We start from the raw sequence: 18,391 nt of genomic DNA on the forward strand, positions 1-18,391 counted from the left end.
AGGAGTGTCGCACGGGAGTGCGACACTCCCTCCGGACGGTGCGGCTCAGAAGGCGTCCGACGGGACGTACGTTCCCCACACCTCCCGCAGGGCGTTGCACACCTCGCCGATCGTGGCCCGTGCTCGCAGCGCCTCCCTCATCGGGTACAGGACATTGTCCGTGCCCTCCGCCGCCTTCTTCAGCGCCGCCAGTGCCGAGTCCACGGCCCCCTGGTCCCGCTCGGCCCGCAGCCCGGCCAGCCGGTCCACCTGCTGGGCCTCGATCGCCGGGTCCACGCGCAGGGGTTCGTACGGCTCCTCCTCGTCCAGCTGGAAGCGGTTGACGCCGACCACGACCCGTTCGCCCGCGTCCGTCTCCTGGGAGATGCGGTACGCGTTGCGCTCGATCTCGCTCTTCTGGAAGCCGTGCTCGATCGCCGCGACCGCGCCGCCCAGGTCCTCGACCTTGCGCATCAGGTCCAGCACCGCCGCCTCCACGTCGTCCGTCATCCGCTCGACGGCGTACGAACCGGCGAACGGGTCCACCGTCGCGGTCACGTCCGTCTCGTGGGCCAGCACCTGCTGGGTGCGCAGGGCGAGGCGCGCGCTCTTGTCCGTGGGCAGCGCGATCGCCTCGTCGAAGGAGTTGGTGTGCAGGGACTGGGTGCCGCCGAGCACCGCGGCCAGGGCCTGGACCGCCACCCGCACCAGGTTCACCTCCGGCTGCTGGGCCGTGAGCTGGACGCCCGCCGTCTGGGTGTGGAAGCGCAGCATCCAGGACTTGGGGTCCTTCGCGCCGAACTCCTCCTTCATCACCCGCGCCCAGATCCGGCGGGCGGCGCGGAACTTGGCGACCTCCTCCAGGACCGTCGTACGGGCGACGAAGAAGAAGGACAGGCGGGGTGCGAAGTCGTCGACGTCCATGCCCGCCGATACCGCCGTACGGACGTATTCGATGCCGTCCGCGAGGGTGAAGGCGATCTCCTGCGCGGGGGACGCGCCCGCCTCCGCCATGTGGTAGCCGGAGATCGAGATCGTGTTCCACTTCGGGATCTCGGCCCGGCAGTACTTGAAGATGTCCGCGATCAGACGCAGGGACGGCTTCGGCGGGAAGATGTAGGTCCCGCGCGCGATGTACTCCTTCAGGACGTCGTTCTGGATCGTCCCTGTCAGCCGGTCCGCCGGCACGCCCTGTTCCTCCGCCACCAGCTGGTAGAGCAGGAGCAGCAGGGCCGCCGGGGCGTTGATCGTCATCGACGTCGACACCTTGTCCAGCGGGATTCCGCCGAACAGCACCCGCATGTCGTCGAGGGAGTCGATGGCCACGCCGACCTTGCCGACCTCACCGTGGGCGAGGGGGGCGTCGGAGTCGTGGCCCATCTGGGTGGGCAGGTCGAAGGCGACGGACAGCCCCGCCGTGCCGTGGGTGATCAGCTGCTTGTACCGGGCATTGGACTCCGTCGCCGTGCCGAAGCCGGCGTACTGACGCATCGTCCAGGGGCGGCCGGTGTACATCGTCGGGTACACCCCGCGGGTGTAGGGGTACGCGCCCGGATCGCCCAGCTTCTGTGCGGGCTCCCAGCCCGCGAGGTCCCGCGGCCCGTAGACCGGCTCGATCGGCAGTCCGGACTCCGACTCACGCGCCATGGTGTATGCCTCCGCAGTACGTCTGTTACTCCCCACAATGCCCCTATTACTCCCCACGATGCCCCGTAGTTCGGCGGCGGTCACACTGGGAAGCATCTTCGGCATGGGGATCCTCGGGAGAACGACCGCCGCACTCGCCTCGGCCGCCGCGCTCGCCGCGCTGTGCGGCTGCACCGGGCAGGCCCCGGCCGCGGACGGCAAGCACCACTCGCCGATACACATCCAGTTGCCGAGCGACCCCGTTCCCCGGTCCAGCACCCCGGCGGCCGAGCACAGCCCCACCCCGCCGGCGAAGAGCGGCCCCGCCCCGCAGCCCGCCCGTGTGCTGTGGGCCCGCGGCGACAGCGGCACGGACGTGCGCGAACTGCAGGCCCGCCTCCGCCAGGCCGCCTGGCTGTTCGACGGCCCGACGGGGACCTACGACGATCTGACGGAGAAGGCGGTCAAGGGCTTCCAGGGCAAGCGCGGACTGCCACGGACCGGGAAGACGGACACCGTCACCTGGCAACGGCTGCTGAACATGACTCACGAACCGGGCACCTGGGAGCTGTACCTGATGGGCGGCCAGCCGGCCGCCCAGCCCGATCCGCGCTGCCTGACCGGACGGGTGCTGTGCATCAGCAAGACGAGCCGAACGTTGCGCTGGATGGTGGACGGACGGACGGTGTCGACGATGTCCGTGCGCTTCGGCGCGCAGTACACGCCGACCCGGGAGGGTGTGTTCCACGTCTATTGGAAGTCGCGGCACCATGTGTCGACGCTCTATCACTCCCCCATGCCCTACGCGATGTTCTTCAGCGGCGGCCAGGCGGTGCACTACTCGTACGACTTCGCGGCGCGCGGTTACGCGGGCGGCTCGCACGGCTGTGTGAACGTGCGGGACGAGGCGGCGATCGCGCAGTTGTTCGCGCAGGTGCGGAACGGGGACAAGGTCGTCATCTACTGGTGAGACCAGGATGGATGCGAGGTGGATGCGGGGCGCGGGCGGGACCGGGGGAACGTGTCCCGCCCGCGCCAGGTGCACGAGCCGTGGGTACGGGGGGAACCCCGGCTCTGTGCGACGGCCGATGACCAGTCGGCTCACTCTGTACTGCGTCCGAGCTGCCGAAAACGTCACACCCCACGCGAAAAAACTTCTGCGGGTTACAAACATGCAGGTCAGAGACGTGCGCAAGGGTCAGAGCGCGCTGTACGTCGGGCTCGGCGACGGGACCGGCGCTGTCCTGCCGGCCCGCGTGGGCCACTGCGGGCCGAAGGTCGTCGGGACGGGCTGGGCGATCCCTCCGTCCTGGTGGTGGTCGTTGCCGTCGCGGTGGCGATGGCGGCCGTCCTCGCCGCGTCCGTGGCCGCCCTGGTCGCCCTGGTCGTTGTGATCGCCACGGCCGTCGCCGTCGTCGCCCTTGCCGGTGTCGCCGGAGGCGTCGTCGGCGGCGTCCAGGACGGCCTTGCAGTACTTCCACACGCGCGCGGAGCCGCCCGCCGCACCCTCCAGGGTGTGCCTGCGGTCCTGGCCCAGCGCCTTGCCGTCCCTGATGTCGCGGCAGGCCTTGGCCGCGCCGCTCCACCAGGTGCCGGTCCGGTCGGCGGTACCGGGGGTGCCGCCCTTGCCCGTGTCCTTGCCGCCCTTGCCGTTCTCGCCGTCCCTGCCGTTCTCGCCCGCCGTGCCGCGCGAGGAGCCGCTGCTCGGGGAGCCGCTCGCCGTGCCGCCGGACGTCGGCGCGCCCGACGTACCGCCCTGCACGCTGTCCCGCGAGGGCGAGCCGGCCGGGCGGTCGGGGGTCACGGCAGCCGAGACCGAGGCGCCGGGCGCGGGCTTCTCGTCGCCGAACGGCGTCGGCAGGACTCCGGTCGTGGCGGCCACGGCGACCCCGCCGACCATGCCTGCGGCCAGCACCGCGGCGAGCGCCAGGCGCGCGGGACGGGCCCAGCGCGGGCGGCGGGCGGCGCGGGACCGGCCGCCGATGCGGACCAGACCGGCATCGGAGGAGCGGCCGGCGCGCCGCGCGGACGGCTCGCCGCGGTGGCCCACGACGAACTCCTCGGCGGCCGCGGCCTCGCGCGCCTTGCGGAACGCGGCCAGCGCGGCTTCCTCGCCGGGGAGTTCGGCACCGGCCGGGGCGTCGTCGGGGGTGAGTGCGCCGAGGACCTTGGCGAGTCGTTCGGCCTGCTCGCGGGCGGAGGCGTCGACGACTTCGAGCGACTCGCCGCGCAGCAGGTGTTCCGCCGTCCTACGGTTCAGCCACCGGCCGGGGGTCCGGGAGTCGTCCCCCGAAGAGACAGAGCGCTCGTCGGCCATCACATGTCCTTCTGCGTCCGCGCACGCGTATGCGTCACAGTGGCGGACGTCACCGCGCGACCGCGCGGCGCTCGCTGGGCCGGCAGCGCGTCGAGCACTCCGGCGGATTCCGGATCCTCTCCGAGCATCTCCGCGAGCCGCTTCAGACCGCGGTGCGCGGCGGTGCGTACGGCGCCCGCGCGCTTGCCGAGCGTCTCGGCCGCGGTCTTGGCGTCGAGGCCCACCACCACACGCAGGACGACCGCTTCGGCCTGGTCCTGCGGGAGCCGCGCGATGAGGGAGAGGGTGCTGTCGGTGACCAGGGCCTCGATGGCCTCGCCCGCGGTGTCGGACTCGGCTGCCCGGCCGGTCAGTTCGGTCTCGTCGCCGCCGATCGCGGGGCGGCGGCCGCGCATCCGTATGTGGTCCAGAGCGCGGTTGCGGGCGATGCGGGCGGCCCAGCCGCGGAACCGGTCCGCGTCCCCGCTGAACCGCTCCAGGTCACGGGCGATCTGCAGCCAGGCCTCGGACGCGACGTCCTCGGCGTCCGGATCGCCGACCAGCGTCCGTACGTAACCGAGCAGCCGCGGATGCACCGTGCGGTACACAGCCCGGAAAGCGTTCTCGTCCCCGTTCTGTGCCGCACGCACCGCGGCGGTCAGCTCCGCGTCGTCCCCCAGCACCCGTGGTTCCTCAGTAGATGGTCGCGGCTTCGAGTCCGCCGATCGTTGCATTGGTCATGCATCTGCACTCGACGCGAAAGGCACGTTACGACCTGAAACCGCTCCTCGTCCACGTCCGTACAAGATGCAACTAACTCGTGACGCAGTTGGGTGTGACAGAAAACGCACTCTCGGCGCTGTAGGGAGTACGGGCCGCCGCGCGGCCCGTGCCGCGCGACGGCCGGGGCCTCTCCTGTGGGGGGTGGCGGCCCCGGCCGTTGCCTAGGCAGCGCAGATCGAGCCACCTCCGGTCAACTCCGGAGTGAGCCGGATCACTTCTTCTTGGTGGCCTTCGCCTGCGGGCTGCTCTTGCTGGCATTGCCCGAGCCGTCACCTTTGTCGGCCTTATTGGACTCATTACCCTTGTCGGACTTGTTGGCGTTGCTGCTCGCCTTGTCCGTCTTGTCGGCCTTGTTGGCGTCCGCCTGCGCCAACTGCCCGGCGCAGTACGTCTCGACGTTCTCCGCGCCGCCCGCCGCCCGGACGAGCCGTTGCCAGGCGGTCGAATCCAGCGCCTTGCCGCGGTCCTTGACCTGCTCGTAGGCGCGGCAGTGGGCCAGGGTGTCCTTGGCAGTGTCCGGGCGGTCCGGCGTCGCCGGGCCGGACGTGGTGGGGGACGGCTGTGCGGCGGGCCCGTGCGAGGCGCCGGCCGTCGGATCCGTGCGGTGCCCGTCGCCGTTCCCCCCGCCGGAGGAGACCTTGCCGATGGCCGCGACCGCGACGCCGCCCAGGGTGAGGCTGGCCAGCACCATCGCCGCCATGGTCTTCACCGAGCGCCGCGCGCGTTCACGCTCGCGGGGCCGCCAGTCGTCCTGGGGCCGGGTCTCCGCGCGGTGCGCCCCGGCGTCCCGGGCGGCCCGGAACGCGGCCGCGGCGCGCTGCTCGGCCTCGGGGTCGACGGCACCCGCGCGCAGGGCGGCACCGAGGAACGCCTCCAGGCCCTCCGCCCCGATCGCGCCCCGGGGACCGGAGACGGCGTGGTCCGGGTGCGCACGCCGACGGCCGAAGAGCCCGCCGTCGCTCTGCTGTTCACCCATGTCCGCATCCATCCCTGTCCGGCGGTCCGCCGCCGCTTGCCGTCATGTCGACTCCCCCAGCGTTCGGGGGCTGTCTTCCGTCACACCCGCCGGTCCGTCCCCGGCACCGAGCCGCCGGGCCAGCCGCTTCAGCCCCCGGTACGCGGCGGTGCGCACCGCGCCGGGACGCTTGCCCAGTACCCGCGCGGCGGCGGGGCCGTCGAGGCCGACGACCACCCGCAGCAGCACGGCCTCGGCCTGGTCGCGCGGCAGCTCCCCGAGCAGCCGCAGCGCACCCTCGGTCGAGATGGCCTCCAGCGCCTCCTCATGGGTGCTGTGCCGACCGGGCAGTTCCAGTACGTCCTGCTCCAGCGCCGTCGACCGGGGCCGTACCCGCTGCCGGCGCAGGTGGTCGAGCGCCCGGTGCCGGGCGATCGTCGCACTCCAGCCGCGAAAACCCGCCCCGTCGCCCTTGAACCGCCCAAGGTCCCGGGCGATCTCCAGCCAGGCGTCCGACGCCACGTCCTCGGCGTCGTCGCCGACCAGCCCGCGCAGATAGCCGAGCAGACCGGGCTGCACCAGCCGGTACACGGCCGCGAAGGCTGCCTCGTCCCCCTCCTGGGCCCGCGTGACCGCCGCGCCCAGCTCCCCGTCGTACGCCTGCCCTCGGCGGGGTTCCCCTCGCTGACCCAAGAACTGTCCTCGTCCGTACCGGGCTCGCGCTCGTGCTCGCGCCAGCAGCGAATCCGTGCCGTGGGACACAGCAGCCCGTGTCCCACGTCCCACGCTGCTCAGCGCCGGAGCCCACAGATTTGTCACAGCCCCGGCCGCCTCCCGGGTCCCGGCCGATGTCAGTGGCCTCTCCTACGCTGCTGCCTCACTGACCGAGGATCTTGGAGCGGAGGCATCGGCATGGGCGGCGACTGCTGGCGGGACACAGGCCCGTACCAGCCCGACCTGGCGGCGGCGTTCCGGCAGGCGCAGACGGCGGAACTGGCGAAGGACGACCACGGCTTCGGGGAGCGGACCATGGAGGAGCTGTGGGACGACCCGGCCTGGCAGGAGTACATCTTCACCGGCGGCACGGCCTCCGTGCTGGACTTCCCCCTGATGATCGAGCCCACGGACCCCGAAGACGGCCCCTTCATGCGCCCACTGACGGGCGACGAGATCCGGGAATGGTGCCCCGGTGGCCGCCCCACGTACGCCGACTGGTCCGCCGCCCTGGACGACCATTGGCTCGAATACCCCGACCGCGCCCAGGGCAGATGCACGGTGCTCTACACGGACAGCCGGCCGACGCATATCGGCTACTGGGGAGTCACGGCCGACTGACAGACGTGACCGGGGGGCCGGCCGACCGGCTTCACGGCCTGGCCGCCGAGGCGGTCGCGTCCCGGCACAGCAGCCGCAGCGACCCGTGCCCGTCATAGCACCGCCGCGCCTCCTCGATCGGGTCCCACAACGTGCCGTCGGGCGTGCGGATCCAGTGGTCGCGGCCGGTCGCCCACCACTCGCCGCCGGCCTGACGGACGATCACCTCACCGGCGTACGCGCCCAAGCCGCGAAGGACGTTCTGCAGGGCGGCATACGGTGCGCCTTCGTTCCGGATGTCCTCGATCATCCGGTCGACGCGCCACAGACTCCGCGCCGAGTAGTCGAGGCGCAGCCGCGCACCCTCACGCATGGTCGCCACCGCGTCCGCCGCCCACCGCACGGGCTTCGCCGCGGCATGCGGCCTGGTCTCCTGCTGTGTCGTCACATACTGAGCAGTCACATACTGGGCAGTCACATACTGGGCAGTCACATACGGTAGAGCGAGGTCGGCGGCGTTTTCGTCACCCGGATCCGGGCCCTTCCCACAACCGGCGCACGACCGCCCCAGAGTGCCCGCACAACAGTCACAGGACCCTCTCGGAATTCCCGGTTTGCACGGGAGTGACGTCTGAGCCGCCCCGTGCGCTCCATCCAGTGATGAGCACGTACTTCCATCTCCGCGCGGTACCGCCCCCGGCGCTGCGCAACAGCGCGAACTGGCTGCGCAGGCTGTTCGAGGACGACTGGGACACGGTGCGGCTGCGACTCGACCGGCACCGCGAGGAGATGCTGGACAGGCACTACCTCGACCACGACCTCCTCTACGCCGGCGCTCCCCCGCACCACTCGGCGGACCGCCCGGGGACCGACGTGGTCCTCGGCGGGCACCGCGTCTATCCGCACGACCCCGCCCAGCCGCCGTTCCTGCTGCTCACCGCGGCGGAGGCGGACCGGGTCGCCGCTTTCCTCGCGTCGGCCGACTTCGGGTCGCTGTGGCACCTCGCCCGCGACGACCTGCTGCCGCGCCAGATCGAGGCCGACACGGAGTCCCAGACCCGGGCCGCCTTCGAGTCGGCGCACCGGCATCTGACGGCGTTCTACGCCCGGACGGCGCACTGCGGTGACGCGGTGGTGAAGTGGCTGGTGCTTTGACGCCCGCGCACCGTCCCTGTGACGCCCGCGCACCGTCCCTGTGACGCCCGCGCACAGCCCCTGTGGCGCTCGCGGCCGGGGCCTCAGACCCGCCCGCGGGCCCGCCGCGACACCACCGCGCGCAGCACCCGCCGCCCCTCGGTCGAGACCTCCAGCGCCCGGCGCAGCCCGCCCGCGCCGTGCCCGGCGAGCAGTTCCAGGACGGTGACCTGGCGCCGCAGTTCGGCGGCGACCAGCGGCGAGATGCCCTCCGTACGGCCTTCGCGGGGGACGTCCACCGAGCCGGCACCGTCCTCGGCGGGGTCGAGGAGCCGGTGGATCTGGAGCGAGGCGACGGAACAGGCGTCGGCCCACTCCCGTATCCCGGCGGCGGTGCGGTCCGCCGGGGCGGCGCCGAGCATCCGGCGGGCGAGGCGCGCGGCCTCGTCCTCGGCGGGTTCGTCGGGGCCGGCCGCGTCGAGGGCGACGCGCGCCTTCTCCAGGGACTCGCCCCAGTCTCCGCCGCCGTCCGTCAGGCTCGCCCACAGGGGCCGCAGCACCTCGTCGTCGCCGCCCAGCAGGGGTACACACCGATCCAAACAAGCCAACCCGCTGGCAGCCAGTCCGCGCTCGTCGGCCTGAGCGATCAGTTCCACCAGGCTCATCCACGCCTCCCTCGCCAGGGCGCCGACCTTTACGGAGCCCGCATTTCCCCTTACTGCGTGCGACGGGCCGAGAGTGTCACAGGGGCACCACGCCGAGCCGGTCGAGGAGACGGAAGAATAGGTTTTCGGCCAAGGGGTCGGGGTCGGCGGTCAGCACCTCGACGAGCGCCTCGGGGGTGACGGTGTGCCCGGCCTCGGCGGCCCAGGCGACCCCGCGTTCGGCGGCGTCGCCAGGTTCGAGGAAGTAGTCCTCCAGCGTGAGGCCTTCCTTGTCGGCACCCAGGTAGCCCGCCATCGCGGCCCGCGCCAGACATGTCGTCCAGCCGCCGCTCTCCGGTGCCGCCGCCTCCAGGACCACACAGGCGCTGTCCATGACGAATCCGAAGAGCGCGGGCGCGCCGGTCTCCGAGGCCAGGGCGTTCATGCTCCCGACGTCGCCCTCCGGGCCGGCGTACTCCCACACCTGCCAGCCGCCGGGCGCCGCCGACCGCCGGGTCATGCCCTCGGCGCCGGCCATCGCGTCCAGCTCGGCGAGCGGCCGCTCGGCGCGGCCCACGACGAAATACCCCCAGTAGCCCATGCCCGACCCCCCACGGCTATGCGGTTCGGCTCGGGCCGAATACATCACAGTCGTACGGGAGTTCGCAGCCTTATGCGGTAATGGACGGCGGCTTGTGCGGTGATGGGCGGCGCCGTGGTGCGGTGACGGGCGGCGGGGCCGTCAGACCGCGGCGGGCACCGGGCCGGCGAGCGCCTTCTGGTGCTGCATCCGGGTCAGCCGCAGGACGACGGCGATGGCGGCCAGCGCGGCCGCGATGTCGACGGCGTCCGAGAACAGCATCTGGCGGAACGCGTCGTGCAGCTCCGACGCGGTGTGGGCCCGGCGGGACTCGACGTAGGCGGCCCGGTCGGCGAAGAGCGAGAGGAGCCACAGCGTCCACCAGGCGTTGACCAGCCCGTGCGAGCCGCGCGCGCCCCAGGGGGTGCTGGCGTCCCAGATGTCGAGGGTGATCCGGCGCGGGAACCACAGGTTCGCCACCGGGGTGAACCAGCCGCCGATCGCCCAGCCCCGCTTCTTGCTGTGCCCGAACGGGTTGAACACCTCGGCGTTGACCCGCACCCGGTAGAACCAGCACAGGAACACCACCGTGCTGATCAGCAGCGCGGTGAGCTGGGCGCGGGCCGCGAGGTTGCCGAGGTCGTGGGCGTGTTCGGCCCGCCGGGCGACGGGCGCCCCGTACACGCCGTCCGCGAGGTCGGCCGTGACGTCGAGCTGGAGGAAGTCCGCCCAGATCGCGAACAGGTCGGCGGCGATCACGAGCCCGAGCACCGCGGCGGCGGCCCGGCCCAGCCCGACCGGCGAACGCAGCCAGGCGCCGGGCGCGCCGTCGAACGGCGGGGCTGGAGCGGGCGGCGCGGCGGCGCACTGGGCGCACAGGGTGCCGCCGGGCGCGGCGGCGAAGTGGTGGCAGCGGGCACAGATCATGGCGGGTCCCCCCGGGGTGACGTGAAAAGAGCCGGGCACGGCTCTCCCCTGAGGCGCGCGGCATGCGGAAGATACGGTTCGCGCGCCTCGTACGTCCAGCCGATCGCGGGTCAGCCCAGCCTGTCCGCCAGCTTCTTGAAGTCGGCCCAGGAGAGGGCGGGGGTGCGCGGATCCCACAGCTTCTGGACGGTGGCCCGCAGCGGCATCCGGATCCCGGCGGCCACCTGGTTCTGCGTCTGGGAGTTCGCGAGGTCGCACCAGACGGCGAAGGACCCGCCGAGGATCTGCCCGTCGTAGCGGGCGGGCACGGCGGTGGTGCCGCGCAGCACCCGAGGGTTCCACTGCTCGTAGATCCGCTGTCCCGTGGGATAGACGAAGGTCTGCGGCTCCCCGAGGACGTAGTACAGGAACTCGTCGTTGTAGTTGAGGACCTTCCGCCCCGCGCTCAGGTACTCCACCGGCTGCCGGGCGCCGATCTCCTTGCCGGTCCAGTAGGCGACCTGGAGGCCCTTGGCGGGCTGGACGGACGTGCCCCGGTAGAAGCCGTCGTTCCAGGCCCGTGCGGTCCGGTCGTGGGCGCGGACCGTGGCGGCGCGGTCGTCGAGCCAGCCGGTGGCGAGGTCGGAGACGGTGCCGCCGGAGCCGTACTTCTGCCGGGCGGCGGCGGCCAGCTGCGGATAGGAGGCCGCCGGGTCGGCGACCGTCAGTGCCCGGTACTCGTCGCCGCCGAGGTGCCAGTAGGAGCCGGGGAACAGGCCGGCGTACTCGTTGAGGAGGTCGTCGACGAGGGTGGCGGCGCCGGGCTTGGAGATGTCGACGGCACCGCGTGTCGCTATGCCCTGCGCGTTGCGCAGCTGCAGGTCGGGGTGGGCGGCGAGGACGGCGCTCAGGTGCCCCGGCGAGTCGATCTCGGGCACGGCGGTTATGTGCCGGCTCGCCGCGAGGTCGACTATCTGCTTGACCTGGGCCTTCGTCAGATGGTCCTTGGAGACGACCTCTGGGTGGGTCGTGGACTCGATCCGGAAGCCCTGGTCGTCGGAGAAGTGGAGCCCGAGCTGGTTGAACTTCAGGTCCCCCAGCTCCCGCACCCGGTCCTCTATCCAGGACGCGGTGAAGGGCTTGCGGGCTATGTCCAGCATGAACCCGCGCTGCGGCTTGGCCGGCTGGTCGCGCACGACACCCTCCGGGGCCGTACCGCCGCCGTGGACCTCCTGTTTGAGGGTGCGGGTGCCGTAGAACACGCCCGAGTCGGCGGGCCCGCTGATGTTCACCCGGCCGCCGCGCACGGTCATGCTGTACGACTCCGGGTTCGCGCCCTCGTCGCCGCTGAGCGCCAGTCGTACGTCCCCGGGGAGCACGTCGTCCTTCTCACCCGCGTACGACAGGCCCAGCTCACCGGCTATGAGCCGGCCCTCGTCGGACAGTTCCGCGTCGCTCACCACCACGCGCTCTCCGTGAACCGGGCGCCAGCCGGGGCCGCGGGCGGGGGTGTGGGAGCGGACGGCGGGGATCGTGCGGGGCGTCCGGGACAGCGGGTAGGAACGGGTGGGCGTCGGACTGGGCTTGGCCGAGGCCGTCGTCGAGGCGTTCGCCGTGCCGCCCGAGGGCAGGCGCGCAGCTCCCGCGGGCTGTCCGCCGTGGCTCCCGTCCGTGGAGGCCCAGACCCCGATCCCCACTCCGAGGGCGACCGTGCCGACGAAGGCCGCGGCAACCACCGTCCGCCTCCGCCTCACCTGTTTCGCCGACGCCCGGCGCCTGTGCTGGCTCACCCCGCCAACCTACGGCTTCGCGGGCGGAGCTGCGTCCACCACATGTTCCGAAACTCTCCCGTCCGAGTGAAATTCGGGCATCCTTCGGACACACAGTGACGTCTGTCGATAACGTGGCGACACGCCTTTCACAGCATCCCCTGCCAAAACACATGTGACGCGAGGATCCACGCTGCCTGCGCACCGTCTCCCGTATCTCCCGGAGCAGACCCGCATTCCCACCTGCGCCGATCCCCTGGAGGGCTTCAACACCGCGCCTGCCGAAGAGGCCCGGATAGTCCTGCTCGCCTGCGTGCGCAGCCTGCGCTGGGCCCGGCGGATAGCCGACCACCGCCCGTACCCCGACCTGGACTCCCTGCTGGCCGCTTCGGACGAGGCGGCGTACGACCTCGCTCCCGCGGACCTGTCGGAGGCCCTGGCCGGGGAGGCGCTGCCGGACCTTCCCGATGACACGTACTCCGCCGCCCATACGGCACTGAGCGCCGCCCACGCCGCGTACGAGGCCCGCTTCGGCCACGTGTTCGTCATCTCCCTGGGTGACACCCCTCCCGAGGAAACCCTCGACCGCGTCCTCGAGGGAATCCGGTCACGATTGACAAACGATCCGGAGGAGGAGCGGGTTGTCGCCGCCGAGGAACTCCGGCGCCTGGCGAAGGAACGGCTGGCCGCCCACCTGAGAGGCGCGGGGCCGTGTCGACCTGCGGCTCCGCCGCGATGGGGGTCCCCCCGCCCGAGCGAAGCCGAGAGTGGGGGAGCGACCAGCCCAAACGGACCAGCACCCGGCAAATGACCGGATGCTCCACCCCGCCGGCCGCCCGCCAATAGCCCGTCCGGTGCCAGTTTGATCACACCGGTAGGCCCGCTGTGAGCCCAGCGCCAGCGGCTGGCTACGATGCTGGGGGCCGGTGGACCGTACCCGGCCGGGCCCGACCGACAACCGAAGCCGGCGCGGCCCTAGTCCCCGCTCCCGGAGGGTTCTTCCGTGCCGGCTGGAACGCTGTACCGCGGCCGGGAAGGAATGTGGTCCTGGGTGGCTCACCGAGTCACCGGCGTCCTCATCTTCTTCTTCCTGTTCGTTCATGTGCTGGACACCGCTCTCGTCCGTGTCTCCCCCGAGGACTACGACAAGGTCGTAGCCACGTACAAGACGCCGATCGTCGCGCTGCTGGAGTACGGCCTCGTGGCCGCCATTCTCTTCCACGCGCTCAACGGCCTGCGCGTCATCGCCGTCGACTTCTGGTCGAAGGGCCCGCGCTACCAGAAGCAGATGCTCTGGACCGTGGTCGGCGTCTGGGTCGTCCTGATGGCCGGCGCGATCTACCCCGTCCTCGGCCACGCCGCTCGTGTCCTCTTCGGGAGCTGACGCCGATGTCCACCACTGAAACCACCGCTTCCGGGATCGGCCCCGTCGAGGGTGACGCGCTCTACGACGTCGACAACCCGGCCCCGCTGATCGAGGCTCCGCGCAAGCGCACCAAGAAGACCCCGCGGTCCACCCGCGGCAACTTCGAGATGGCCGCCTGGCTGTTCATGCGCCTGTCGGGCGTCGTGCTGGTCGTCCTGGTCCTCGGCCACCTGCTGATCCAGCTGGTGCTGGACGGCGGCGTCTCCAAGATCGGCTTCGCCTTCGTGGCCGGCCGCTGGGCGTCGCCCTTCTGGCAGGTCTGGGACCTGCTGATGCTGTGGCTCGCCATGCTGCACGGCGCCAACGGCCTGCGCACGGTCATCAACGACTACGCGGAGCGCGCGAACACCCGGCTGTGGCTGAAGGGCCTGCTGTACACCGCCACGGTGTTCACCATCCTGCTGGGCACGCTGGTGATCTTCACCTTCGACCCGAACATCCGCTAGGCACGGGGCTGCGAGAATCATGAAGATCCACAAGTACGACACCGTCATCGTCGGCGCCGGTGGCGCGGGCATGCGCGCGGCCATCGAGTCCACGAAGCGCAGCCGCACCGCGGTCCTGACCAAGCTCTACCCCACCCGCTCCCACACGGGCGCCGCGCAGGGCGGCATGGCCGCCGCGCTGGCCAACGTGGAGGAGGACAACTGGGAGTGGCACACCTTCGACACGGTCAAGGGCGGTGACTACCTGGTCGACCAGGACGCCGCCGAGATCCTGGCGAAGGAGGCCATCGACGCCGTCCTCGACCTGGAGAAGATGGGCCTGCCGTTCAACCGGACGCCGGGCGGCACGATCGACCAGCGCCGCTTCGGCGGTCACTCCCGCAACCACGGCGAGGCCCCGGTCCGCCGGTCCTGCTACGCAGCGGACCGCACCGGCCACATGATCCTCCAGACGCTGTACCAGAACTGCGTCAAGGAGGGCGTGGAGTTCTTCAACGAGTTCTACGTCCTGGACCAGCTGATCACCGAGGTCGACGGCGTCACGAAGTCGGCCGGTGTGGTGGCGTACGAGCTGGCCACCGGTGAGATCCACATCTTCCAGGCGAAGGCCGTCATCTACGCCTCCGGCGGAACCGGCAAGTTCTTCAAGGTGACGTCCAACGCGCACACGCTGACCGGTGACGGCCAGGCCGCCGTCTACCGCCGCGGGCTGCCGCTGGAGGACATGGAGTTCTTCCAGTTCCACCCGACCGGCATCTGGCGCATGGGCATCCTGCTGACGGAGGGCGCCCGTGGTGAGGGCGGCATCCTCCGCAACAAGGACGGCGAGCGCTTCATGGAGAAGTACGCGCCGGTCATGAAGGACCTCGCGTCCCGTGACGTCGTCTCCCGCTCCATCTACACGGAGATCCGCGAGGGCCGCGGCTGCGGTCCCGAGGGCGACCACGTCTACCTCGACCTCACGCACCTCCCGCCGGAGCAGCTGGACGCCAAGCTCCCGGACATCACGGAGTTCGCGCGCACCTACCTCGGCATCGAGCCCTACACGGACCCGATCCCGATCCAGCCGACCGCGCACTACGCGATGGGCGGCATCCCGACGAACGTCGAGGGTGAGGTCCTGTCGGACAACACCACCGTCGTCCCGGGTCTGTACGCGGCCGGCGAGGTCGCCTGCGTGTCCGTGCACGGCGCCAACCGCCTCGGCACCAACTCGCTGCTGGACATCAACGTCTTCGGCCGCCGTGCGGGCATCGCCGCCGCCGAGTACTCCCACAAGGCCGACTACGTCGAGCTGCCGGAGAACCCGGAGGCCTTCGTCGTCGAGCAGATCGAGCGGCTGCGCAACTCCACCGGCAACGAGCGGGTGGCCACGATCCGTCGTGAGCTGCAGGAGACCATGGACGCCAACGTCATGGTGTTCCGCACCGAGCAGACGATCAAGACGGCCGTCGAGAAGATCGCCGAGCTGCGCGAGCGCTACAAGAACGTGTCGATCCAGGACAAGGGCAAGCGGTTCAACACGGACCTGCTGGAGGCCATCGAGCTGGGCAACCTGCTGGACCTGGCCGAGGTCATGGCGGTCTCCGCCCTGGCCCGCAAGGAGTCGCGCGGCGGCCACTACCGCGAGGACTACCCCAACCGCGACGACGTCAACTTCATGCGCCACACCATGGCGTACCGCGAGGTGGGCGACGACGGCGCCGAGTCCATCCGTCTCGATTACAAGCCGGTCGTCCAGACCCGCTACCAGCCGATGGAGCGTAAGTACTGATGGCAACCCCCGTTCTGGACAAGGTGGAGGCGGAGTCCACCGCGTCCCCCTACATCACCGTCACCTTCCGGGTCCGCCGCTTCAACCCGGAGGTCTCGGCGGAGGCGACCTGGGAAGACTTCCAGCTGGAGATCGACCCGAAGGAGCGCGTCCTCGACGGCCTCCACAAGATCAAGTGGGACGTCGACGGCACGCTGACCTTCCGCCGCTCCTGCGCCCACGGCATCTGCGGCTCGGACGCGATGCGGATCAACGGCAAGAACCGCCTTGCCTGCAAGACGCTGATCAAGGACATCAACCCCGAGAAGCCGATCACGGTCGAGCCCATCAAGGGCCTCACGGTCCTGAAGGACCTGGTCGTGGACATGGAGCCGTTCTTCCAGGCGTACCGGGACGTCATGCCCTTCCTCATCACGAAGGACACGAACGAGCCCACGCGCGAACGCCTCCAGTCGGCCGAGGACCGCGAGCGCTTCGACGACACGACGAAGTGCATCCTCTGCGCCGCCTGCACGTCGTCCTGCCCGGTCTTCTGGAACGACGGCCAGTACTTCGGCCCGGCCGCGATCGTGAACGCGCACCGCTTCATCTTCGACAGCCGTGACGAGGCGGGCGAGCAGCGCCTGGAGATCCTGAACGACCGTGACGGCGTGTGGCGTTGCCGTACGACGTTCAACTGCACGGACGCGTGCCCGCGTGGCATCGAGGTCACGAAGGCGATCGCCGAGGTGAAGAAGGCGCTGATCACGCGTCGCTTCTGACCCGCTCTCGCCCAGGGCGAGTTGGGCCCCGTCTCCGGTACCGCCGGGGGCGGGGCCCTCGCCGTACAACCCTCATGCCTGGTCAGGTGTCTCCTGTGTACTCGGATCACAGGAGACACATGCTCACGCACAGGAAGCTCCGCCTGGCGCTCGCGACGGCCACGGCCGCCTCGCTGGCCGGCGGGCTGCTGGCCCTCTCTGCCCAGACGGCCACCGCGGCGACCCCCGCCAAGTACGCCGACGACTTCAACGGCGACGGCTACCGCGACTACGCCGTCGGCTGGACGGGGGAGGTCACCGTCACCTACGGCACGGCCACGGGCCCCGGCACCGTGACGAAGAAGTTCACCCAGGACAGCGCCGGCATCCCCGGAAAGGCGGGCGATGCCGGAGGGTACGCCGACTCGTTCGGCGAGGGGCTCGCGAACGCGGACTTCAACCGCGACGGTTACGCCGACCTCGCGGTCGCGGACCGCAGCGAGAAGGTGGGCACGAAGGCCGGGGCGGGCGCGGTCACCATCCTGTGGGGCGCCAAGGCCGGCCTCGGCGCGAAGGCCACCCGCATCCCCGTCACGGCACACGCCGACTACGAGTTCGGCACCGCCCTGGCCACCGGCGACTTCAACGGCGACGGAAAGGCTGACCTGGCCGTCGCCAACGGCATCGACACCGTCTACATCTACCGCGGCGGCTTCTCCCAGACGGGTACGACGGGCGCGGTCACCAAGCACGGGTACTCCGGCACCCTGGAGCCGACCGCTCTCGTCGCCGGAAAGGTCACCAACGACAAGGCGACCGATCTGTACGTCCTCGGCCAGGGCTACAAGAACGACAAGATGACCCAGGCCGCCTGGTTCCTGCGCGGCGGGACCACCATCAGGCCGGGCAAGTTCACGACGTACGACGCATCGTCACCGGACTACGGCCCGACCGGAGTCATCGCCGACTTCGACAAGAACGGCTACGGGGACCTGGCCGTCAGCGACACCCCGTACAACCAGCACGCGGGCTCGGTCGTCGTCCTGCGCGGCGGCGCCAGCGGCCCGACCACCTCGTACCGCCTCACCCAGTCGACGGCGGGGGTGGCCACCGCCGCCACGGCGCACGACAGCTTCGGCAGCGATCTCTCCGCCGCCGACACCAACCGCGACGGCTACCCGGATCTGGCGGTCGGCGTGCCCGAGGAGAAAGTCGGCACGGTCAAGCAGGCGGGTGGCGTCCACGTCCTGCGGGGCGGCGCGTACGGCCTCACCGGCACCGGCTCCCAGTGGTTCACCCGCGCCACCGCGGGCGTGCCTGGCAACCCCACGCTGTACGGGGACTTCGGCCGGTACGTCCGCCTGCGCGACTTCGACCGGGACGGTGACGCGGACCTGCTGGTGTCGAGCGACTACTACAGCACGGGTGTGCTGCTCAGGGCGGGTGCGAGCGGCATCACGGCCGACGGGGCGACCGAGCCCGCGTTGATCGCCGCCTTCCCGCAGTAACCCGCTCGTCCGCCTGTTCTCCGAGGAGCCCCGCCGATTCCGCTTCGGTGGGGCTCCTCGCATCTTGTCGGGATTCCCCCCTAATCTGACGACATGTCAGACGAAGAGTCGTACGAGCTGCTCGGGTTCGACAACGTACTGCTGCCCGTCGGGGACCTCGCCGAGGCCGTCGGGTTCTACGAGCGGGCCGGGTTCGCGGTCGCCTTCCGGTTCGACGAGGGCGGGATCGCGCTGCTGAAGGTCGGGGGTGAGACTCCCGGGATCCTGCTGCGGGTCGAGGAGGAGTCGGGGCACCGGCCGCCCCCGTGGCCCTCGCCGCGTCTCTGGCTGGAGGTGCCGGACGCGCGCGTGGCCGCGCAGACGCTCACCGGGGCCGGGGTCACCCTGTTCGACGAGCCGTTTCCGGTGGCCACCGGCTGGACCGTCGAAATCGCCGACCCCTGGGGGAACGTCCTCGGGTTCACGGACTACAGCAAGCGGCCCGAACTCGGCCGCCGGCCCTGAGACCCCA

At 71.2% G+C, this 18,391-nt stretch carries 20 protein-coding genes; 10 read left to right on the plus strand and 10 right to left on the minus strand.

Going from position 1 to position 18,391, the window contains the following annotated elements:
* Nucleotides 1–45: 45 nt before the first annotated feature.
* Nucleotides 46–1,626, minus strand: a complete 1,581-nt coding sequence (locus tag ACIPSA_RS09550) for a methylmalonyl-CoA mutase (protein ID WP_402630982.1) — start codon at nt 1,624–1,626, stop codon at nt 46–48.
* A 103-nt stretch (nt 1,627–1,729) separates the two neighbouring features.
* Here ACIPSA_RS09550 and ACIPSA_RS09555 point away from each other — a divergent pair, with 103 nt between their 5' ends.
* Complete coding sequence (locus ACIPSA_RS09555) at nt 1,730–2,575, plus strand: L,D-transpeptidase family protein (protein WP_402630985.1); 846 nt, start codon at nt 1,730–1,732, stop codon at nt 2,573–2,575.
* 228 nt (nt 2,576–2,803) lie between these two features.
* On the opposite strand, the gene ACIPSA_RS09560 is transcribed toward ACIPSA_RS09555, so the two are convergent.
* From ACIPSA_RS09560 to ACIPSA_RS09575, 4 genes are all read right to left on the minus strand, one after another.
* On the minus strand, nt 2,804–3,922 hold the full coding sequence (locus tag ACIPSA_RS09560) for a hypothetical protein (protein WP_402630988.1): 1,119 nt from the start codon (nt 3,920–3,922) through the stop codon (nt 2,804–2,806).
* Nucleotides 3,922–4,584, minus strand: a complete 663-nt coding sequence (locus tag ACIPSA_RS09565) for an RNA polymerase sigma factor (RefSeq protein WP_402630991.1) — start codon at nt 4,582–4,584, stop codon at nt 3,922–3,924. Before ACIPSA_RS09565 ends, ACIPSA_RS09560 begins: the two co-directional genes overlap by 1 nt.
* Before the next feature lie 311 nt (nt 4,585–4,895).
* The gene (locus ACIPSA_RS09570; protein WP_402630994.1) at nt 4,896–5,660 is read right to left on the minus strand and encodes a hypothetical protein; all 765 of its coding nucleotides are present in this window, start codon (nt 5,658–5,660) and stop codon (nt 4,896–4,898) included.
* Nucleotides 5,661–5,702: 42 nt separating this feature from the next.
* The gene (locus ACIPSA_RS09575; RefSeq protein ID WP_402630997.1) at nt 5,703–6,332 is read right to left on the minus strand and encodes an RNA polymerase sigma factor; all 630 of its coding nucleotides are present in this window, start codon (nt 6,330–6,332) and stop codon (nt 5,703–5,705) included.
* A 219-nt stretch (nt 6,333–6,551) separates the two neighbouring features.
* On the opposite strand from ACIPSA_RS09575, the gene ACIPSA_RS09580 reads away from it, so the two are divergent.
* Nucleotides 6,552–6,974: a hypothetical protein gene (locus ACIPSA_RS09580; protein WP_402630999.1), complete on the plus strand. Its 423-nt coding sequence runs from the start codon at nt 6,552–6,554 to the stop codon at nt 6,972–6,974.
* Nucleotides 6,975–7,005: 31 nt separating this feature from the next.
* On the opposite strand, the gene ACIPSA_RS09585 is transcribed toward ACIPSA_RS09580, so the two are convergent.
* Nucleotides 7,006–7,401, minus strand: coding sequence for a hypothetical protein (locus ACIPSA_RS09585; RefSeq protein WP_402631002.1), 396 nt, complete (start codon nt 7,399–7,401; stop codon nt 7,006–7,008).
* 212 nt (nt 7,402–7,613) lie between these two features.
* Between ACIPSA_RS09585 and ACIPSA_RS09590 the strand changes: the two genes are divergently transcribed.
* Nucleotides 7,614–8,108, plus strand: coding sequence for a DUF1877 family protein (locus tag ACIPSA_RS09590; RefSeq protein ID WP_402631005.1), 495 nt, complete (start codon nt 7,614–7,616; stop codon nt 8,106–8,108).
* An 83-nt stretch (nt 8,109–8,191) separates the two neighbouring features.
* On the opposite strand, the gene ACIPSA_RS09595 is transcribed toward ACIPSA_RS09590, so the two are convergent.
* From ACIPSA_RS09595 to ACIPSA_RS09610, 4 genes are all read right to left on the minus strand, one after another.
* Nucleotides 8,192–8,752 carry a hypothetical protein gene (locus ACIPSA_RS09595; RefSeq protein WP_402631008.1) on the minus strand — a complete coding sequence of 187 codons (561 nt, stop codon included), beginning with the start codon at nt 8,750–8,752 and terminating at the stop codon, nt 8,192–8,194.
* A gap of 76 nt (nt 8,753–8,828) precedes the next feature.
* Nucleotides 8,829–9,332 carry a hypothetical protein gene (locus tag ACIPSA_RS09600; protein ID WP_402631011.1) on the minus strand — a complete coding sequence of 168 codons (504 nt, stop codon included), beginning with the start codon at nt 9,330–9,332 and terminating at the stop codon, nt 8,829–8,831.
* A gap of 141 nt (nt 9,333–9,473) precedes the next feature.
* The gene (locus ACIPSA_RS09605; RefSeq protein ID WP_402631014.1) at nt 9,474–10,238 is read right to left on the minus strand and encodes a DUF4328 domain-containing protein; all 765 of its coding nucleotides are present in this window, start codon (nt 10,236–10,238) and stop codon (nt 9,474–9,476) included.
* Nucleotides 10,239–10,348: 110 nt separating this feature from the next.
* On the minus strand, nt 10,349–11,953 hold the full coding sequence (locus ACIPSA_RS09610) for a glycoside hydrolase family 20 protein (RefSeq protein ID WP_402631017.1): 1,605 nt from the start codon (nt 11,951–11,953) through the stop codon (nt 10,349–10,351).
* A 208-nt stretch (nt 11,954–12,161) separates the two neighbouring features.
* Here ACIPSA_RS09610 and ACIPSA_RS09615 point away from each other — a divergent pair, with 208 nt between their 5' ends.
* The 7 genes from ACIPSA_RS09615 to ACIPSA_RS09645 all read left to right on the plus strand — a co-directional run bounded on the left by ACIPSA_RS09615 (nt 12,162) and on the right by ACIPSA_RS09645 (nt 18,384).
* On the plus strand, nt 12,162–12,797 hold the full coding sequence (locus tag ACIPSA_RS09615) for a 2-oxo-4-hydroxy-4-carboxy-5-ureidoimidazoline decarboxylase (RefSeq protein ID WP_402631020.1): 636 nt from the start codon (nt 12,162–12,164) through the stop codon (nt 12,795–12,797).
* 192 nt (nt 12,798–12,989) lie between these two features.
* Nucleotides 12,990–13,370 carry a succinate dehydrogenase, cytochrome b556 subunit gene (sdhC, locus tag ACIPSA_RS09620; RefSeq protein WP_043406142.1) on the plus strand — a complete coding sequence of 127 codons (381 nt, stop codon included), beginning with the start codon at nt 12,990–12,992 and terminating at the stop codon, nt 13,368–13,370.
* Nucleotides 13,371–13,375: 5 nt separating this feature from the next.
* Entirely contained in the window at nt 13,376–13,858 is a 483-nt protein-coding gene (locus ACIPSA_RS09625) for a succinate dehydrogenase hydrophobic membrane anchor subunit (RefSeq protein WP_402631024.1), read from the plus strand.
* A 19-nt stretch (nt 13,859–13,877) separates the two neighbouring features.
* A complete protein-coding gene (gene sdhA, locus ACIPSA_RS09630; protein WP_402631027.1) occupies nt 13,878–15,632 on the plus strand; it encodes a succinate dehydrogenase flavoprotein subunit in 1,755 nt (584 codons plus the stop codon).
* Nucleotides 15,632–16,393: a succinate dehydrogenase iron-sulfur subunit gene (locus ACIPSA_RS09635; protein ID WP_402631029.1), complete on the plus strand. Its 762-nt coding sequence runs from the start codon at nt 15,632–15,634 to the stop codon at nt 16,391–16,393. Before sdhA ends, ACIPSA_RS09635 begins: the two co-directional genes overlap by 1 nt.
* Nucleotides 16,394–16,512: 119 nt before the next feature.
* Nucleotides 16,513–17,880 (plus strand): FG-GAP and VCBS repeat-containing protein, encoded by a 1,368-nt coding sequence (locus ACIPSA_RS09640; protein WP_402631031.1) that lies wholly within the window; start codon nt 16,513–16,515, stop codon nt 17,878–17,880.
* Nucleotides 17,881–17,973: 93 nt separating this feature from the next.
* Complete coding sequence (locus tag ACIPSA_RS09645) at nt 17,974–18,384, plus strand: VOC family protein (RefSeq protein WP_402631034.1); 411 nt, start codon at nt 17,974–17,976, stop codon at nt 18,382–18,384.
* Nucleotides 18,385–18,391: the final 7 nt, after the last annotated feature.

The organism is Streptomyces sp. NPDC086549, from assembly GCF_044746205.1.
Taxonomy (GTDB): Bacteria; Actinomycetota; Actinomycetes; order Streptomycetales; family Streptomycetaceae; genus Streptomyces.

What these genes read in the sequence shown, in the direction of transcription:
- ACIPSA_RS09550 (WP_402630982.1), bottom strand. Translation starts at nt 1,626, where the DNA reads ATGGCGCGTGAGTCGGAGTCCGGACTGCCGATCGAGCCGGTCTACGGG.
- ACIPSA_RS09555 (WP_402630985.1), top strand. Translation starts at nt 1,730, where the DNA reads ATGGGGATCCTCGGGAGAACGACCGCCGCACTCGCCTCGGCCGCCGCG.
- ACIPSA_RS09560 (WP_402630988.1), bottom strand. Translation starts at nt 3,922, where the DNA reads ATGGCCGACGAGCGCTCTGTCTCTTCGGGGGACGACTCCCGGACCCCC.
- ACIPSA_RS09570 (WP_402630994.1), bottom strand. Translation starts at nt 5,660, where the DNA reads ATGGGTGAACAGCAGAGCGACGGCGGGCTCTTCGGCCGTCGGCGTGCG.
- ACIPSA_RS09580 (WP_402630999.1), top strand. Translation starts at nt 6,552, where the DNA reads ATGGGCGGCGACTGCTGGCGGGACACAGGCCCGTACCAGCCCGACCTG.
- ACIPSA_RS09590 (WP_402631005.1), top strand. Translation starts at nt 7,614, where the DNA reads ATGAGCACGTACTTCCATCTCCGCGCGGTACCGCCCCCGGCGCTGCGC.
- ACIPSA_RS09595 (WP_402631008.1), bottom strand. Translation starts at nt 8,752, where the DNA reads ATGAGCCTGGTGGAACTGATCGCTCAGGCCGACGAGCGCGGACTGGCT.
- ACIPSA_RS09600 (WP_402631011.1), bottom strand. Translation starts at nt 9,332, where the DNA reads ATGGGCTACTGGGGGTATTTCGTCGTGGGCCGCGCCGAGCGGCCGCTC.
- ACIPSA_RS09605 (WP_402631014.1), bottom strand. Translation starts at nt 10,238, where the DNA reads ATGATCTGTGCCCGCTGCCACCACTTCGCCGCCGCGCCCGGCGGCACC.
- ACIPSA_RS09625 (WP_402631024.1), top strand. Translation starts at nt 13,376, where the DNA reads ATGTCCACCACTGAAACCACCGCTTCCGGGATCGGCCCCGTCGAGGGT.
- sdhA (WP_402631027.1), top strand. Translation starts at nt 13,878, where the DNA reads ATGAAGATCCACAAGTACGACACCGTCATCGTCGGCGCCGGTGGCGCG.
- ACIPSA_RS09635 (WP_402631029.1), top strand. Translation starts at nt 15,632, where the DNA reads ATGGCAACCCCCGTTCTGGACAAGGTGGAGGCGGAGTCCACCGCGTCC.
- ACIPSA_RS09640 (WP_402631031.1), top strand. Translation starts at nt 16,513, where the DNA reads ATGCTCACGCACAGGAAGCTCCGCCTGGCGCTCGCGACGGCCACGGCC.
- ACIPSA_RS09645 (WP_402631034.1), top strand. Translation starts at nt 17,974, where the DNA reads ATGTCAGACGAAGAGTCGTACGAGCTGCTCGGGTTCGACAACGTACTG.